14 protein-coding genes are annotated in these 18,261 nt (G+C 46.4%); 11 read left to right on the forward strand and 3 right to left on the reverse strand.

Annotated elements, in window-relative coordinates:
* Positions 1–80: 80 nt before the first annotated feature.
* The 11 genes from iolB to budA all read left to right on the forward strand — a co-directional run bounded on the left by iolB (position 81) and on the right by budA (position 15,529).
* Entirely contained in the window at positions 81–944 is an 864-nt protein-coding gene (gene iolB, locus KOE27_RS10415; protein ID WP_215238824.1) for a 5-deoxy-glucuronate isomerase, read from the forward strand.
* 108 nt (positions 945–1,052) lie between these two features.
* On the forward strand, positions 1,053–2,060 hold the full coding sequence (gene iolC, locus KOE27_RS10420) for a 5-dehydro-2-deoxygluconokinase (RefSeq protein ID WP_215238825.1): 1,008 nt from the start codon (positions 1,053–1,055) through the stop codon (positions 2,058–2,060).
* A 127-nt stretch (positions 2,061–2,187) separates the two neighbouring features.
* On the forward strand, positions 2,188–3,654 hold the full coding sequence (locus KOE27_RS10425) for a CoA-acylating methylmalonate-semialdehyde dehydrogenase (protein WP_215238826.1): 1,467 nt from the start codon (positions 2,188–2,190) through the stop codon (positions 3,652–3,654).
* Positions 3,655–3,720: 66 nt separating this feature from the next.
* On the forward strand, positions 3,721–4,752 hold the full coding sequence (gene iolG, locus KOE27_RS10430) for an inositol 2-dehydrogenase (RefSeq protein WP_215238827.1): 1,032 nt from the start codon (positions 3,721–3,723) through the stop codon (positions 4,750–4,752).
* 208 nt (positions 4,753–4,960) lie between these two features.
* On the forward strand, positions 4,961–6,574 hold the full coding sequence (locus tag KOE27_RS10435; RefSeq protein ID WP_215238828.1) for a sodium/sugar symporter: 1,614 nt from the start codon (positions 4,961–4,963) through the stop codon (positions 6,572–6,574).
* A 282-nt stretch (positions 6,575–6,856) separates the two neighbouring features.
* The gene (locus KOE27_RS10440; RefSeq protein ID WP_215238829.1) at positions 6,857–7,795 is read left to right on the forward strand and encodes a class II fructose-bisphosphate aldolase; all 939 of its coding nucleotides are present in this window, start codon (positions 6,857–6,859) and stop codon (positions 7,793–7,795) included.
* Between the two features lie 68 nt (positions 7,796–7,863).
* Positions 7,864–9,729: a 3D-(3,5/4)-trihydroxycyclohexane-1,2-dione acylhydrolase (decyclizing) gene (iolD, locus tag KOE27_RS10445; RefSeq protein WP_215238830.1), complete on the forward strand. Its 1,866-nt coding sequence runs from the start codon at positions 7,864–7,866 to the stop codon at positions 9,727–9,729.
* Positions 9,730–9,832: 103 nt separating this feature from the next.
* Positions 9,833–10,735 (forward strand): myo-inosose-2 dehydratase, encoded by a 903-nt coding sequence (gene iolE / locus KOE27_RS10450; RefSeq protein ID WP_215238831.1) that lies wholly within the window; start codon positions 9,833–9,835, stop codon positions 10,733–10,735.
* A 273-nt stretch (positions 10,736–11,008) separates the two neighbouring features.
* Complete coding sequence (locus KOE27_RS10455) at positions 11,009–12,454, forward strand: S41 family peptidase (protein WP_215238832.1); 1,446 nt, start codon at positions 11,009–11,011, stop codon at positions 12,452–12,454.
* A 200-nt stretch (positions 12,455–12,654) separates the two neighbouring features.
* On the forward strand, positions 12,655–14,634 hold the full coding sequence (locus KOE27_RS10460) for a T9SS type B sorting domain-containing protein (RefSeq protein WP_215238833.1): 1,980 nt from the start codon (positions 12,655–12,657) through the stop codon (positions 14,632–14,634).
* Positions 14,635–14,695: 61 nt separating this feature from the next.
* Positions 14,696–15,529: an acetolactate decarboxylase gene (budA, locus tag KOE27_RS10465; protein ID WP_215238834.1), complete on the forward strand. Its 834-nt coding sequence runs from the start codon at positions 14,696–14,698 to the stop codon at positions 15,527–15,529.
* Between the two features lie 84 nt (positions 15,530–15,613).
* On the opposite strand, the gene KOE27_RS10470 is transcribed toward budA, so the two are convergent.
* The 3 genes from KOE27_RS10470 to KOE27_RS10480 form a co-directional block, all read right to left on the reverse strand.
* The gene (locus KOE27_RS10470; RefSeq protein ID WP_215238835.1) at positions 15,614–16,066 is read right to left on the reverse strand and encodes a DoxX family protein; all 453 of its coding nucleotides are present in this window, start codon (positions 16,064–16,066) and stop codon (positions 15,614–15,616) included.
* A gap of 54 nt (positions 16,067–16,120) precedes the next feature.
* The gene (locus KOE27_RS10475) at positions 16,121–16,687 is read right to left on the reverse strand and encodes a Crp/Fnr family transcriptional regulator (RefSeq protein ID WP_215238836.1); all 567 of its coding nucleotides are present in this window, start codon (positions 16,685–16,687) and stop codon (positions 16,121–16,123) included.
* A 224-nt stretch (positions 16,688–16,911) separates the two neighbouring features.
* Positions 16,912–18,237, reverse strand: a complete 1,326-nt coding sequence (locus KOE27_RS10480; RefSeq protein WP_215238837.1) for a cytochrome P450 — start codon at positions 18,235–18,237, stop codon at positions 16,912–16,914.
* Positions 18,238–18,261: the final 24 nt, after the last annotated feature.

Here is an 18,261-nt window from a genome sequence, read left to right on the forward strand (position 1 = left end):
TTGCATTCAATATTAACATATTTACATTTTGTGTTTAATTTATACAACACTATCATTGCAGAAATGTAATGAATAACACAATGAGTAAACTGCTGGTTAAGCCTTTCAAAAATACCAATACCTACCATTCCCTGACAAGCGGACAAGCCGGCTGGCAATATTTAAACTTCGAGGCGAAAATACTGGATACCGGTGAACAAATCGAACTTAATACCGGAGATTACGAATATTGCATTGTTCTGCTTGGTGGAAATTTCAAAGTGGAGGCCAATGGTGAAGTATGGGAAACCAGAAATGGCAGAAAAGATGTGTTCAGCGGGATCGGCCATGCCATGTACCTTTCCAGGCATACCGCTTTTGTACTGACGGCCCAGTCGCCCCGGACCGACATCGCGATCTGTTATGTAAAAACCGATGAGGATCATCCGCCGCGCATGAAACGCCCGGAAGAAGCGGCCATTGAGTTCAGGGGCGGAGATAATGCCAACCGCCAGATCAACAGCCTGCTGGAACCAGGTTTTGACTGTCATAAAATCGTATGCGTTGAAGTATATACGCCCTCAGGCAACTGGAGTTCCTTCCCTGCTCACAAGCACGACGAACGGAAAGTAGACGAAAATGGCAATCTGCTGGAAGCCAATCTTGAGGAGATCTATTTTTACAAGATTGACAAACCGCAGGGCTATGCCATACAGCAGGTTTATACTGAGGACCGTTCGCTGGATGAAATTGTGAGGGTGCATGACAATGAAGCCGTATTGGTACCTAAGGGTTACCACCCGGTGGTTGCGGGCCACGGCTATCATGTTTACTATCTTAACTTTCTGGCAGGTAGCGACCAGTCGCTGGCCAACACCTCGGATCCGGATCATGACTGGATATATGGCTCATGGAAAGGCTCAGATCCCCGGTTGCCCCTAGTGACAGCCGAAATGAACGGATAATAGATGGTCTTTTCCGGACGGAAGTATATCGCTGAGCCGGATCGTACACAATGAAACCCTGACCAGCCGCACGGCGGCAGTAAGGCCCACTAAACGAAAATAACCCCAATGAAAAAATATGATTTACTGACACTGGGCCGCTCTTCAATTGATCTGTATTCGGCCAATGTGGGTAGCCCTTTTGTTAATATAGAGGCATTCAACGCGTTTGTAGGTGGTTGCCCTCTCAACATTGCCACGGGCAGTAAACGCCTCGGCCTCAATACGGCCTTGCTGACCGGAGTCGGAAACGATCAGGTAGGCAACTTTATCAAGCATTTTTTACAGCAGGAAGGTATTCATACCGACTGGATTCCCACCATAGAAGGTACCAGAAGTTCGGCTGTTATCCTCGGAATTGAACCTCCTGATAAATTTCCTCTTGTTTTTTATCGTGACAATTGCGCGGACATTCACCTGGACCTTGATCATGTGGCAGCCGTTCCTTTTGCCGAGTTCAAAGCGGCGGCATTTTCAGGTACTGCTTTCAGCAGGGATCCAAGCCGTACCGCCATGTTTTTTGCACTGGAACAGGCCAGGCAAAATGATGTGATCAGAATCCTGGACATAGACTTCCGGGCAGACCAGTGGTTTGACCCCCGCGCATTTGGAGTTACCATCAGAGCCGCTCTTGGCAGTTTTAATATTGTGGTAGGAACGGAAGAAGAAATCCTCGCCACCTTTCTGACAGACAAGGAGCAACTCCTGATTAAACATCAGCAGATATCCGCACCGGAAATCAGGGGAAATATTGAAAATGCAATTGAGCAGATTCTGCTTTCGGGCGTGGAAACGCTGGTGGTGAAACGAGGGAAAGACGGGGCGTCCATTTTCCAGCCGGGGAGGGAAGAAATAAAAGTACCAGGTTTTCCTGTAGAAGTATTGAACGTACTCGGTGCCGGAGATGCGTTTTGTGCCGGCTTTTCTTATGGCTTGCTGAGTGGCTGGGATCTTTACAAGAGTGTAAGAATGGGAAATGCATGCGGGGCCATTATTGTAACCAGGGAAGGCTGTGCCAACTTTATGCCTACGAATGAAGAGGTTATGCAATTTGTGCTGGATAGAGGGGGATTTTAGCGTGGGGTATTCGGTGGGCAGTATTCAGTAGGCAGTAAGTAGTGGGCAGTGGGTGATTAGTACAATTAATAATAAGGCCGGACGGTTTCCGGACATCAGTTAAATCAAACGAAATTCAATATCCATCATGGAAAAGTTAAAGAATTACATCAACGGACAGTGGATCGATAGTACCTCTGAATCAACCCTGAAAGTATTGAATCCGGCTACCCAGGAGGTACTGGCATTGGTTCCGGAAGGAAATGGAGCAGATGTTGCCTTGGCAGCCGAGGCTGCACATCAGGGATTTCAGGAATGGAGGGCTACGCCGGTTTCCAAACGCGTGCAGTACCTCTTCAAACTTAAGACCTTACTGGAAAACAACCTGGATGACATTGCGCGGACGATCGTGCTGGAATCTGGCAAAACATTTGTGGAAGCCAAAGCTGAAATGGTAAGGGCCATTGAAAACGTTGAAAACGCCTGTGGTGTACCCACCCTGATTCAGGGCGAATTCTCTGAGGATATTGCCAAAGGCATCGACGAATACATGATCCGTCAGCCGCTCGGCGTGTGTGCCTGTATTGCTCCTTTTAATTTTCCGGGGATGATCACTTTCTGGTTCCTCCCCTATGCGCTGGCCTGCGGAAACAGCTATATCATCAAGCCGTCAGAAAAAGTACCTCTCACAATGACCAAAATTGTAACCCTGATGGAGCAGCTTGACCTGCCCAAAGGTGTTTTGAATCTGGTACAGGGCGGTCGTGAGGTGGTGGACGCATTGCTTGAACATCCCGTCATTAAAGGTATCAGTTTCGTAGGCTCATCGGCCGTAGCCAAATATGTTTACTCCAAAGGGGCTGCGCATGGCAAACGCGTACAGGCCCAGGGTGGAGCTAAAAATCCGGTCATTGTATTGCCTGATGCTGACATTGACATGACCACGCAGATCGTAATTGACAGCGTTTACGGATGTGCAGGTCAACGATGCCTCGCAGCTTCCACCATTGTAACCGTCGGCGAGCACAAGGAGTTTACCGAAAGTTTGGTGGAATCAACGAAAAGCAGAAAAACAGGGTTTGGACTGGACAGTGATGTTCTGATGGGCCCCGTCATTACAGCAGAAAGTAAAAACCGGGTGAAGCACCTGATAGATAAAGGTCTTCACGAAGGAGGAAGGTTATTGGTGGACGGGCGTGACCCCAGGATTGAAGGGTATGAAAACGGTAACTTTATCCAACCTACCATTATTGAAGATATACCCTTGAATGGAGAATTGGCGGCCACGGAAATTTTCGGACCTGTTCTGAGTTTGGTGCATATCAATACCGTTGATGAAGCGATCCGTTTCATCAACGGCGGTAAATATGGAAATATGGCCTGCATTTTCACCAGCAGCGGCTTGAATGCCCGTAAGTTCCGTCACGAAGCGGAAGCGGGTAACATCGGAATCAACATCGGTGTAGCTGCCCCGGTTGCACAATTCCCGTTCTCAGGCTGGAAGGAAAGCTTCTACGGCGATCTGCACGGACAGGGTAAACATGCCGTCGAATTTTTCACCCAAACCAAGGTAGTAATAGAGCGGTGGCTCAAAGAATGGACAAGGAAGTTTTAATACCGACCGGCCAAATTCATTTGTGTGCCCCTGTCTCAGCATATCAATCCAAAACTTAACCGAAGTATGTCAAGAAAACTAAAAACCGGGGTGATAGGTCTTGGTCGTATCGGCCAGATACACCTCAGCAATCTGGTACATCACATGCCCAATGCAGAGGTGATCATTGCCTCCGATCTGTCAACGGAATCACACGCTTTTGCCCACAAGCTGGGTGTTAGTCAGGTAACCACAGACGCCTACGATGTCATTAACCATCCCGATGTAGAGGCAGTCGTAATTTGCTCCCCTACCCCTTTCCACGTACCGTACACCGTTGCTGCAGCTGAGCAGAAAAAACACGTTTTCTGTGAAAAACCACTTGATGTGACCATAGATGCCATTCAGGCAGCGGAAAAAGCGGTGAATGAGAATGGTGTAAAACTAATGCTTGGGTTTAACCGTCGGTTTGATGCTAATTTCAGCAACGTCAGGCATCTGGTGGAAGCCCACAAAATCGGTGATCCGCATATCCTGCGCATTACCAGCCGCGACCCCGCACCGCCGCCTGTGGAGTATCTGAAAGTATCCGGAGGTATCTTCCTGGATATGTCCATCCATGATTTTGATATGGCACGGTACATCGTGGGCAGTGAGGTAAAAGAGGTTTTTGTAAAAGGCGATGCCCTCATTCACCCTGAGATCAAGGCATTCGGTGATATAGATACTGCGGTGATTGTACTGACTTTCGAAAATGGTGCAATTGGCGTTATTGACAATAGCCGGAAAGCCGTATATGGTTACGATCAGCGGCTTGAAATTTTCGGATCAAAAGGTATGGCAAAAGCTGAAAACAATACCACAGATACACTCATTCATTTTGACAGCAGCGGAGGACACAGCTCATTACCCCTACATTTCTTTTTGGAACGATATGAAACGGCATACCGCGTTTGCCTTAAATCATTTATCGATTGCGTACTGAATGACACCCCTTCACCGGTGGATGCACATGATGGACTGATGGCCACTGCTATCGGTATCGCGGCCATGAAATCACTAACCGAAGGGCGTATTGTAAGAATGGACGAAGTCCTTGAACTGGCCCAGATGTCCTGAAACGATTTTAACCTGCTAATAAAAAAATAATCCTGAGTGCCCTATCTCAAACGTTTCCAGAAGGTAAGGAATTCAGGAAAAGGCAAATAAGCCAAGCAGTAAAGCTGTCTTTGGAAAAATATAAATCACGATTGACACCAGTCAATCGAACAGTAATATCTTTAACCTAAACTATCGTTCTCATTTCTTAATTAACCTCCCGATCTGCATGGCAAATACCGGTCTACAATTTTTGGACTACGTCGTATTCTTCATTTACTTAATAGGTGTCTCGGCCTACGGCTATTGGATTTACAAGAAAAAAAGCTCCGCTGAAGTAAGCTCTACGGATTACTTTCTGGCAGAAGGATCTCTTACTTTCTGGGCGATTGGTGCTTCTATCATCGCCTCCAATATCTCGGCCGAACATTTTATCGGAATGTCCGGGTCCGGATTTGCCATCGGATTGGCTATCTCATCCTATGAATGGATGGCAGCAGCTTCCCTCATTGTAGTAGCCGTTTTCATTCTGCCAGTATATCTTAAGAACAAGATATACACCATGCCACAGTTTCTGAGAGAAAGGTACAGTCCTACAGTAGCCACAATTATGGCCGTTTTTTGGCTGTTGCTGTATGTTTTCGTAAATCTTACTTCCATTCTTTACCTGGGTGCCCTGGCGCTGGAAGTAACTGCGGGCCTGGACTTTAGCTATGGGATTATCGGTTTAGGCATTTTTGCTGTGATTATTACCATTGGCGGTATGAAGGTTATCGGTTATACCGATGTGGTACAGGTGATAGTACTGGTACTCGGCGGACTGGCCACCACTTATCTGGCGCTTGACCTTGTTTCCGAGCATTTTAACAAGCCGGGTGTATTTAATGCCCTGAGTCTGCTCCGTCAACAGGCCGACAGCCATTTCCACATGATCCTGCCTAAAGACAATCCTTTTTATAAAGATCTTCCCGGCGTTTCTGTCATTATCGGGGCCATGTGGATCAATAACCTGGCGTACTTCGGTTGCAATCAGTACATCATTCAGAGAAGCTTGGGGGCAAATCTGGAAACCGCGAGGAAGGGTATTCTTTTTGCTGCTGTTTTAAAATTGCTGATTCCGATCATCGTCGTAATCCCCGGTATTGCCGCTTTCGTTTTGTATCAGAACGGAATGTTTCAGCAGGAAATGCTGGATGCAGCCGGAGCTGTAAAACCTGACCACGCTTATCCCGTTTTGTTAAACCTCCTGCCTCAGGGCTTAAAAGGGATGGCATTTGCAGCACTTACCGCCGCTATTGTGGCTTCTCTAGCTGGAAAAGCCAATAGTATTTCAACGATTTTCACCCTGGATATTTATAAGCAGTTTATCAATCCAAGTGCCAGCGAAAAACAACTGGTAAAAATCGGAAGATATACCATTTGGGTCGCCATGGCCATTGGTGTTCTCATTGCTCCTCAGCTGCGCGTGCTGGATCAGGCCTATCAGTTCATTCAGGAATACAGCAGTTTTATAACGCCCGGAGTTTTTGCCATTTTTATTTTTGGTATGTTCTGGAAACGTACCACATCGGCGGCGGCACTCACTGCCGCACTACTGACCATCCCATTGTCAACGGCAGGAAAATTCCTGGCACCCGAAATTCCTTTCCTGGATCGTATGGGTATCATCTTTCTGATGCTAAGCGCGGTAATCATTATAGTAACGCTGGCCGATTCCAGGAGTAAGAATAATCCGAAGGGTCTCGCCATCGAAGGGTCGATGTTTGCGCCGGGCAAAAGTTTTGTAGTGGCTTCTATACTCCTCTGCGGAGTTTTAGCTGCCCTGTATACCGTATTCTGGTGATCTAAGTCCTTGGAAGTTTGCAGTTAGAAGTTAACAGTAGGCAGTTAGCGGTATGCGGTGTGAAGTTGATAGTAGGCGGTTAGCCGTTGAAGAAAGCGGTTAGCTGGAAGTTAACAGTGAGCAGTAGGCTGCTAGCGGTACGAAGTTAATAGTAAACAGCTGTACAACAGTCTGTTATCCGAAAGTCAACAGTGAGCCTTATGCCGTAAGAAGTTGATAGTAAACAGTTAAACAGTATGTAGTTAGCTATTAGCTAATAGCTAAAAGCCAAACACCAGTAAAATGCTTTTAACAACAAAAGAACTCTTTCAAAAATGTTACGGTCGATACGCTATTCCGGCGGTCAACGTATTTTTTATGGAGGAAATACACGGACTTTTTGCAGCTGCGCAAAAGGCCAAAGCTCCTTTTATTGTACAAACAACACCCTTTGCCCGTGATTATGCGCATCCGGATATGCTTCTTTCCATGATTGGCGCAGCAGCCAGGATATATCCCGAAACGGTTTTTGCCATTCACATGGATCATGGTTACGAAGCCCACCTATTTGATGCCATTGAAAAAGGCGGCTATACCTCGGTTATGATAGACGCCTCTCATGACCCTTTTGACCAGAATGTTGCCAGAACCAGGGCGGTAGTGGAAAAAGCACATGCAAAAAATATCAGTGTAGAGGCTGAACTGGGCGTACTGGCAGGCGTAGAAGACGACCTGACCGTGGACGCCGCTCATTCCTTTTACACCAATCCACAGGAAGTTGAAGATTTTGTAAATGCCACTGGCTGCGACAGCCTGGCCATTGCAGTTGGGACGAGCCATGGTGCTTACAAATTTTCGGGTGGACAAGGTCTGCGGTTAAATATCCTAAAGGAAATTCAGCAGCGCCTCCCCGGATTCCCATTGGTACTGCACGGCGGTTCCAATGTAAGTTCCGAAGTGGTTCAGCGCATTAATAACGCCGGCGGAAACTTAAAGACCGACGCCAAGGGGGTGCAGGAAGACGAAATACTAAGGGCAATTCCGCTGGGGATCTGTAAAATCAATATTGCCACAGATACCCGGCTTTTGTGGACGATGGTCAACCGTGAGTTTTTCCGCGACAAGCCTGATGAGTTTGCACCCACCAGTCCCGGTAAAATTTTCATGGAAGAATACCAGCAATTTATGCTTAAAAAATTTGAGTTATTCGGATGTGTGGGAAAAGCAGAAGATTTTAAATAGAACAGCAATTGGAAGCCTGTTAAAAATACGGAAGTAAAAGGCTAACCATTGCAAAACAACCAGATACCATGGCAAAAAGATTAACCGTAGCGCAGGCTACCATAACATTTTTAAAGAATCAGTATATTGAACGCGACGGTGTTGAAACACCATATTTCGGTGGCTGCTTCGGGATATTCGGTCACGGGAATGTGGCAGGCTTGGGTCAGGCCCTGCAGGAAAACCCCGACTTCCGGTACTACCAAAGCCGGAACGAACAGTCGATGGTACATGCAGCGGTGGCCTATGCCAAAGTAAAAAACCGTCTGGGTGCGTTTGTATGCACTACCTCCATCGGGCCCGGGGCCACCAATATGATCACAGGTGCGGCACTGGCTACCATTAACCGGCTTCCCGTATTACTGCTTCCCGGTGATATTTTCGCAACCCGAGAGCCCAACCCGGTTTTGCAGCAGTTAGAAAGCGCTTCTACCCAGGATATCTCAGTGAACGACTGTTTCAAACCGGTTTCCAAATACTGGGACAGAATCAGCCGCCCCGAGCAGCTTATTTATGCTTTGCCGGAGGTTATGCGAGTACTTACTTCACAGGCAGAAATGGGAGCTGTGACGTTATCCATGCCGCAGGATATCCAAACACACGCTTATGATTTCCCGGACCAGCTTTTCGAAAAAAAGGTATGGCACGTTGCCCGCCCGAGAGCAGATTCCATGGCATTGAAAAAAGCTGCAGAGTGGATCAGATCATCAAAAAATCCTGTGATCGTGGCCGGAGGAGGAGCTATTTACAGCGATGCCTGCAAGGCCCTTCACCAGTTTGCAACTGCTACCGGGATACCCGTCGGGGAAACCTTTGCCGGAAAGGGAGCCGTCCGCTATGATCAGCCCTATAGCATTGGCGGACTGGGTGCCACCGGCACCCGTTATGCTATTGAGGTTGCCAACGAAGCAGATCTTGTGATAGGGATAGGTACCCGGTATAGTGATTTCACTACGGCATCCAAATCCATTTTCAAACATCCGGATGTCAGATTCATTAATATCAATATCAATGAATTTGATGCTTTTAAACATGCCGCGCTGCCGCTTACCGCCGATGCCAAAGTAACTCTGGAAGAATTGTCGGAGCTGCTGGGCGATTTTGAGGTAGCTACTGAGTACCGCAGCAAAATGGCCGGAATCAACAAAGCCTGGGATGACGAGGTAACGGCTATCTACGCATCCGGAAATGGAAGCGTGCCGCCCATTGACCAGGCGGTTGTTATTGGCGCTCTGAACACCTTTATGGACGATCGGGATGTGATGATCAATGCTTCAGGAAGTGCGCCCGGAGATCTGCATAAATTATGGCGTGCCACAGACCCCAAGAACTTCCACCTGGAATACGGCTTTTCGACCATGGGTTATGAAATCGCCGCCGGACTTGGGGCCAAAATGGCCGACCCATCCCGGGAAGTATATGTCATTTGTGGTGACGGTGGTTACCTGATGAACAACCACGAGATTGTTACAGCCATTCAGGAGCAAGTGAAATTCACCATCTTGCTGCTGAACAACAACGGTTATGCCAGTATAGGTGGACTATCGGAAAGCATCGGAAGTGAGCGGTTCGGTACCCGGTACCAGTACAGAGAGGAACAGTCGGGCCAGTTAAGCGGGGAATTTCTTCCGGTTGATCTTGCCAAAAACGCCGAAAGTCTGGGTGCAACGGTTATAAGGGCAACAGATAAAACTTCGCTGGACGCAGCGCTGGCCCAGGCGAAAAGTAATGACCGGACCACCGTTATCTATATTGAAACCAATCTTTACCGCACCGTAAAAGGCTATCATGCGTGGTGGGAAGTACCTGTGGCGGAAGTATCTACCTCCCCGTCGGTACAAAAAGCTTATGAAACGTACCGTGAAAACAAAAAATCGCAACGGATATTTTTATGATATCCACCGAAAGAATACGCTTTCGCAGGTTAAATCAAAGTACAATAGTAACCCTATGATCAGGAAGAGTTTCTCAAATATTCCTTTCAAAATTTAGTAAAAAATGAACTTTGAAAATATAAAACTAGGCGTTGCTCCTATCAACTGGACCAACGACGATATGCCCGAATTGGGGGGTGAAAATACATTTGAACAGTGTGTCAGTGAAATGGCGCTTGCCGGGTTTACCGGCTGCGAGGTAGGCAATAAGTTTCCACGGGATACCGGAATACTCAAAAAAGCGCTGGGTCTGCGGGGCCTGCAAATCTGCAACCAGTGGAACAGCTATGAACTGACAACCAAGTCGCTGGATGAAAACAAAAAAAACTTTATCCAATTGCTTGACTTCCTTGAAACCATGGGGGCCAAAGTAATCGGTGGAGGAGAAACCGGAAACAGCTGCCAGGGACAGATGAACGTGCCTGTTTTCGAAGGCAAGGGAATGCTCCATACCAACGAGGACTGGAAAAATTTCTCACAAGGGCTCAATGAACTGGGCAAGATCGCGCGTGATCGCGGCATGAAACTTGCCTTCCACCATCACATGGGAACTTGTGTGCAGACAATAGCCGAAACCGACCGGCTGATGAATGAAACAGATCCTGAAAATGTATATCTCAATTACGACTGTGGCCATTTCTTTTTTGCCGGTGAAGATCCGGTTGCAGCTCTGAAAAAATACATTGGCCGAACTGCACATATACACCTGAAAGATGTGAGACCGAATGTTTTACAAAGGGTTCACGACGAAAAACTCAGCTTTTTAACCGCCGTCAAACAGGGTGTTTTTACCGTACCCGGAGACTCGGAAGGCTGCATAGATTTCCCTTCATTGTTTGAAGTGATCAGATCCAGCGACTACAACGGATGGATTGTTCTGGAAGCGGAACAGGATCCTGCAAAGGCCAATCCGCTGGAATATGCGATCATCGCACGCAAATTTTTCCGAAGCCTGACAGGCATCTAAATCAGTCTGCATACCAAACCTAACGTTAAATCTTCTGAACAAAATCACTTAAAGTTTCATCCCGGATTCAGCTGATCCGGCAAACTGAGACCAAAAACTACGAATGATTGCCTTTGCAAAATGACCCGGCCAAATCGGGTCATTTTTTGTTTTATCCCAGCGCCACATTTTACAAGACCATGACGTAATGATAATTGGATCCGACATTCAAATCATCATTCACTTTAAGCCTATGTTTTATCAGTTTACCTAATTTCTTAAAACTGATTGATTATGTATTACTTTAAAAATTTCCGACTAACTATATACCTTGCTATCCTTGTATTTGTTACAGGCTGCAACCAGAATGACATAGATCCGGGCGATAAAACCGACGGCAACGCAAGTTACGAGGCGATTAACGGCTGGTTATATGACATCATGAACGACGCATATTTCTGGTATAAGGATTTACCCGCCGAAAGTAGCCTGGACGCCAAGGCCAACCCTTCAGACTACTTTGAAAAGCTTGTGTACCAACGGGCTACTGTGGACCGCTTCTCGATGGTAACCGACGATGTGGAAGCACTTCAGAATGAATTTAACGGTGTAAGCAAAATTTTCGGCATAAGTTATTCCCTTTCTTACATAGACAACGGCAATGTCAATATAGCTGCTTTTTTAAACTATGTGGTAAAAGGCAGCCCGGCGGAAGCAGCCGGCTTGAAGCGCGGGGATATTATCTTAAAGATCAATAACACCCAGCTGACCACCTCCAATTACATAACACTGCTCGGCACGACGGAAACCGCTACTTTTACACTCGGGACCGTTTCCAATAAAGTAATCACCGAAAGTAGTACCACAATTTCGGTCACAAAAGCAGAAGTAAGCGAAGACCCCGTGGCCTTTTCAACGATTATCTCCAAACCGGCCTACGGCAAAACGATCGGGTACCTGGTGTATACGCAGTTTGTGCCGGGTACTGAGGCGGACGAAAACAAATACGACAATGAGCTGCGTCAGGTATTCGCCAATTTCAAAAGTCAGGGAGTGAACGAACTGGTACTGGATCTCAGGTTCAATTCAGGCGGATATATGTCTTCCGCCGAAACCCTGGCTTCCCTGATTGGCAAAGGGGTTTCGTCTTCCAAAATTTTTTATACCGAACAATGGAACGATAAATACACTGCCTACTGGAAGCAAAATTATGGCGCTGCCGCGCTTAATTATATGTTCCTCAACGAAGCCAATAACCTGGGAGGTAGCCTGAACCGTGTTTTCGTCCTGACTTCCGGAAGTACTGCCTCCGCCAGCGAACTGGTCATCAATGGCCTGAAACCTTACATGGAGGTTATCACCGTGGGGGAAAATACGGCTGGAAAAAATCTGTTCGGCTCGCTGATCGATGATGATCAGGGCCGCTGGGACTGGGGTGTTTACCTTATGCTGGGACAAACCGCCAATGCCAACGGGGAGTCAGATTACGGTACTATTAATGGAATGACTCCAACCTATGTAACCGAAGATTCCAGCATACCTTACAAGGCCTTTGGTGACGAAAATGAAACCTTGCTGAGAAAAGCGCTGGATGTGATGGGTATACCGGCCCCGGAAGGTACGCGCCTGGCAGCTACCACAACCGTCAACCGTTTTGTAAAAAGTATTCTAAGAGATAACCTGCAAGTAAGGAGCGACTGGATGATCAAAAAGGATGCCATCAAACTACGGGAAAAGTAGGGAAATAATACTGCTTTTAACGCTGGGGCCCGGTTCACGCCGGGCTTTTTGCGTGATCAGAACATAACAGTTTTCGGTTAAATTCCGCTATATAAAATCAACTTATCAGGTTAACCCGTATCTTTAGCACCTCAAACCATTTAGTATTAGTTTTATACGTCTTTATCTGGAATTGCGGATATATCAGGATTTGCGCTGTTATGAAACCGGGAGTTTTATTATCTGTCATAATAATTTTAACGCATATTGCGGCCAGAGGGCAGACCGTAAAGCACGAGTATCGTTTTTTTGACGACTTCAAAGTAGCGGCGCCTGCCTGCTCCCAAGACCTTGTGCCAGTAATAGCAGCGGGAAACTGCCCCTTCAACGGAAGCTCTGGAAGTTTCGTTACGGATGTGCTTCCCTGCGAAAACAGCCGTACCGTTTACCACACCAATCGGCATAGCGGATTACAGTATCAGAACGCAGAAGGAGCTATTACGGAAAACTATACTATCCAGATGTATGTAAAAAGTACTGACTGGGGCGACCGGAAGTGGGCGCGTATTATTGACTTTTCAAACGGCCAGCTCGATCAGGGAATTTATTTCTCCCAAATAGCCGGATCCTCGGAACGATGCATCGATTTTTACCCGAGCGGTATTGCCGGAGATTGCCCCTATTTTAAACTGAATGAATATTACCTGCTGACTTTCACCAGAAACGGGCAGACAGGAGTAATGGACGTATATGTGGGAAATAAATTATTTGTTTCCTACAATGATTCGGGAAAAAGATATGTGGGAAAAACAGGCGTGCCTATCTTTATTTACCGTGACGACACCATCGTCTCCTGTGAATCGGGTGCGGCCAATTTTGCCTATCTCTCCTTTTCCAATACTTTCTCAACCCAGGCTGATGTTGATAAAAGTTACAGTACAGTCTGTTATTCGGTCAACATTAACCCCTCTGCAGAATTCAGTATCTCCCCCAATCCTATATGCGGCAGTGATGAGGTAACAATCAACTACACAGGCGCTTTGCCTTCGGAAACCGGATATAGTTTCAAATGGGAATTTGACGGAGCCACAATAATCAGCGGAAACGGAAAAGGGCCCTACGTAGTGAAGTGGAATTCAGGTGGCAGCAAAAGTGTAACGCTAACCGTGACTAACGATGCTTGCAACAATGACATTGTTAATACAAAAAATATCCCCGTTGCCTACGTAAAACCAGGTATAGCCATTAATGAAGAGGGATGCGGCGGGGAAGCTACCCTTACAGTGAAGGCAACTGAAGGCCAGGCACCGTTCCAGTATTCCCTGGATGGCACTAATTACCAGGCAGATAGCATTTTCCAGATAAAGTCCGGCACCTACAAAGTATTTCTGAAGGATGCAAATAACTGCCGGAACGATACCACTTTTACCGTTACTCTTAAAGATCTGGCAGCAGTACGCACATTGCCCGATACAGCCATTTGTGCCGGACAGCAGATACGTTTATCCACCACGGGAAACGCCGGTACCTACTCATGGAGCCCGGCTGCCGGACTGGATGACCCCGGTGCCCAGGAGCCTGTGGCTTCGCCCACCAGCGCCACCACCTACATTGTGACCCTTACACAGGACAACTGCTCCTACAAAGATACGGTCACCATTGATGTGTTACCTGAACTGGCGCTGAGCATCACACCTGATGCTGTGGTCCGCCCGGGTGTCCCTTATCCGATAGAGGTTTCCATACCCGGCATGGCAGGCGCTCCAGGTATTACTTACGCCTGGTCTCCACCGACTGGCCTCGATCATCCCAATATTGCAAATCCCAGAGCTACCATTGTTGCCACCCAGACCTTCATCGTCTCCGTTGGCACACCGGAAGGCTGCACAGGAATGGACAGTGTCACCCTTTCCATTCCTCCTGCAGCAACAGTATATGTACCTGATGTTTTCACACCCGACGGGGACGGAAAGAACGAAGTGCTGCTTCCTGTAACAAATGGCATTGACGCACTCCGCTATTTTAACGTTTACAATCGCTGGGGAGAAGTAATCTATCATACCAGAGAACTTACCAAAGGCTGGGATGGCCGGGTAAAAGGAGTTCTCCTGCCAGCAGGTACTTATGTTTGGAGTATAGAGGCGGTTACAACAGAAGGAGATGCGGTCCATAAAAGCGGCAGCGTTTTATTGATAAGATAATAAAACCAATGAGTATATTTCCTTCTCTTTTCAATGTTATACATCAAGAATTAATGCCCACATGAAAAACTTCCTCTTCAGAATATGTCATTTGGCTAACCTTCCTTTATTATTAATTGTTCTTCTGATTGGTTTAAATAGCTGCAAATCTGCCCTTAACAAATCCAGAACTTCAAAACAGAACCTGGCTGGGGATGACTTTCTTTATCAGTATTCCATCATAGATGCACTGATGGCCGGGGTTTTTGATGGGGACCTTACCATTGGGAAATTGAAAGAAAAAGGCGATTTTGGCATCGGTACCTTCAATAAGGTAGACGGCGAACTGATCATGCATCAGAACCGGGTATATAAAGTGAGTTACAATGGGTCGGTTCGGGAGGCATCGGACACGGATAGTACGTCGGCCGCATTTGTGAAATTCTTTCAGACAGATACCACCATTTACCTTGCAGGAAAAGGACTTACTTATGCCCAGGTTCAGGAATACCTTAGCAACAAGCTCAATCCCAACGGCATATATGCGCTGAGAATAACCGGCCTTTTCAGTACAATGACCACCAGAGCTGCCCGACCTGCCAAAGCACCCTACACTACGCTGGCAGGACACCTTAAGAACAATCAGGCTGTTTTTAATCTTCGGAACACCCGTGGGGTCTGCAACGGATTCTTACTTCCTCCCTATCTGGCAAGAACCAACGTGCCGGGTTTTCATCTTCATTATATGGACGATTCAATAAAAGAAGGTGGGCATATCTTTAACTTCACTACCGATTCTCTCAAAATCGAAATTGATATCGCAAAAGGTTTTGTGATTGAAAATAATACTAATGACGAGTTCCGGAAAGTAAACCTCGCTCCTGACCGCGGAGAAGAGCTCAAGAAAATTGAGTAATGTTTAAATTGCTCTTTTGTTTAATGGATATTTTGTTCTGGGCAGCCTAGCCTATCATGTCTCCAACTGACAGACAGGGTTTTGTTATGCGTTAACTGAAGAGAGATAAGTCCACACGATAAACAGAATCTGTAGAGGGATCCTAAACCATAAATAAGCCAGGCCATTTCCATCAAAGCTTCCGTTTTGGTAGTTTATTTGCTTCACGGAAGCGTAAATATTTGCCGGCAGCACAATAATAAGGAACAGAATTAGCAACCAGGCTACCATGACTCTGATCCCCGGAATCAAAAGTCCGATGGCAAAGGCAATCTCCATAATGCCGGTCAGATAAACCATTTCTATTTTGTATGGTACAAAGTCCGGAAGCATCATTGCCATTCCTTTTGTAAATGCAAAATGAGCAAATGCCGTAAATATTAGCATTACTGACATTGCAATTCTTCCTGAAAAGGCAAATTCAAAGTTGCCCATCATAAATTTCGTCCCTAACAACGATAAGCCAAATGCTACAATTAAAACAATGAATGGTTTCATGATCTTTTTTTTACAAAGGTCTTCCATTCCAACAGACCGGACAATGAACCCAGGTTAAGAAATTCGTTTTCGTATTCTGCTTAATGCCTGCGGCGTAACTCCGATAAAAGAAGCGATGTATTTTAAAGGTATATGCTTTATGAGGTGTGGCTGTTCCTTAAACAAGTTCTGATAGCGCTGTTCGGCAGTGTCATTCAGCAGTGAAATTTCTCTTTTGGATTTTCTAAGAAACAGTTCCTCGCTTGCGTATCGCCCGATTGTGTTTCCGTTTTCTGTTTCTCTGTAAACTTTTTGCAGATCATTGTAGGTTAATCTCCAGAGCGTTGACCTGGTCAGCGTCTCAACATTATACAATGATGGTTTCTGAGTTAAAAAGGACTCATAACCGCTCACGAAGTTATTGTCAAATGCAAAAGCAAAAGTGAGGTCATTTTCTTCCTTAGGTATGTAAAACCGGACAATACCTTCTTCAATAAATGACAGATAATTTTCAATTTGTCCGGCGGCAAGAAAAACATGGTTTTTGGGAAACTCCTGCCTGACGAGTTTAGACGAAAATTGCTCCCAATCGCTGTCAGTCATTTCAATGATTTTCTCAAAATATGCCCGGATTTTTTCCATTGTCGCTATATTTCATTTTGGTTAGGACCACCCCTACCTTCACTATTTCAGACGGATCAAATAATTCTATTAGCAGAACATGCCGCTATTCGGTTGTAGTACATATACAAAAACTACTTTATAGCTTTAAGAATCTTCACCGCAGAAGAAGGGCTTATACGGAGCATGCCAAATCACAAATTCTGTATAGTTTCGTCCAAAGAGCAAGACGCTGTTTTCCCGCCCTATCTCACAAAAAGTTTTATTCCATTGGCTGACTTGAGAACGATCAGCGGGTGCATACCGGCAACGTGCGAAGGATCGGCTTCGAAATCAAACCTTTTTACCAGTGCCGCCAGGATCAGCTGCATTTCCATCAGTGCAAATTGCTGCCCTATACATAACCTGGGCCCCGCCCCAAAGGGCAAATAATTGAACTTGGGCCTGTTTCTAACGCTATCCGGACTGAAACGATCAGGATTAAAATCTTCGGGGTTTTTCCATAGATGCGGGTTCCGGTGCAATTCAAATACTGACATAAATATAGAAGTCCCTTTGGGTATGATGTGTCCGGCTATTTCGTCGTCACCGATCGCCTCGCGGGTCATCGTCCAGGCGGGAGGAAACAGTCTCAGGCCTTCTTCCACCACCTGACGCGTGTAAGGCATTTGCATCAGATCCTCAAAGGTAGGTACCACCCGGAAGCGCTCTGCTTCCTTTCTGATCTTAGCCACAATTTCCGGCTGACTAGACATTTCGAGCAACAGCCAGCTTAACCCCGTTGCCGAAGTTTCATGCCCGGCCGCAAACATCGTGATCGCCTCATCCCGAATTTGTTCATCGGTCATTCTTTCGCCGGTTTCCTCATCCAGACTATCCAAAAGCAGCTGCAACAGGTCATTAGGTGTTTCTCCTGATTCCTTTCTCCTGTTTATAAACTCAAAAACCAGTCGGTTAAAATAGGCCAGGTCCGTATGAAACCGTCGTTGCTCCCCGTTGATGGCCATGAGTGGAATCTTGTAAGGTTTTCTTACACGGGTGATCAGGAACTTCTGCGTTCTGTTGATCTGATGATATATCTTTGCCTTGTCCTCATTTGAGATATTCCCGAACAAAGTTTTAAGGGCGATATCTGCTGTAATTGCCATCATGCTGGCATCTATATCCACCACGGAGCCACCGCGGAGCACCTCCATTTCTTCCAGGAAGGCTTCTGTTATTTGCCCCATGGTAACGAACAGTTCCTGTAACTTTTCTCTGTGAAACGCCGGTTGTACCAATCTGCGCTGGCGCAGCCAAAAATCCCCTTCGCTGGTCAACAAGCCTGTGCCCAATACCGGCTTCAGCATTTTGGCAGAATTTCCCTTTTTAAAATTCTTGTGGTTGGACACTAAAACATGTTTAAAAAAAGCGGGATCACGGCTGATAACGATATCTTTGAAGAGTTTCATCCGGAACGTATCTCCGCAGGAATCGAAACCTTTCCGGATGGCCCTGAGGGGATCTTTGACAAAAATGAAGGGTGCCTGTAAATCAAACCGGGCAATTTTGAAACGGGGAACAGCACGCATGATTATCAATGGTTGTACAAAGGC

This window comes from Dyadobacter sp. CECT 9275 (genome assembly GCF_907164905.1).
Taxonomy (GTDB): Bacteria; Bacteroidota; Bacteroidia; order Cytophagales; family Spirosomataceae; genus Dyadobacter; species Dyadobacter helix.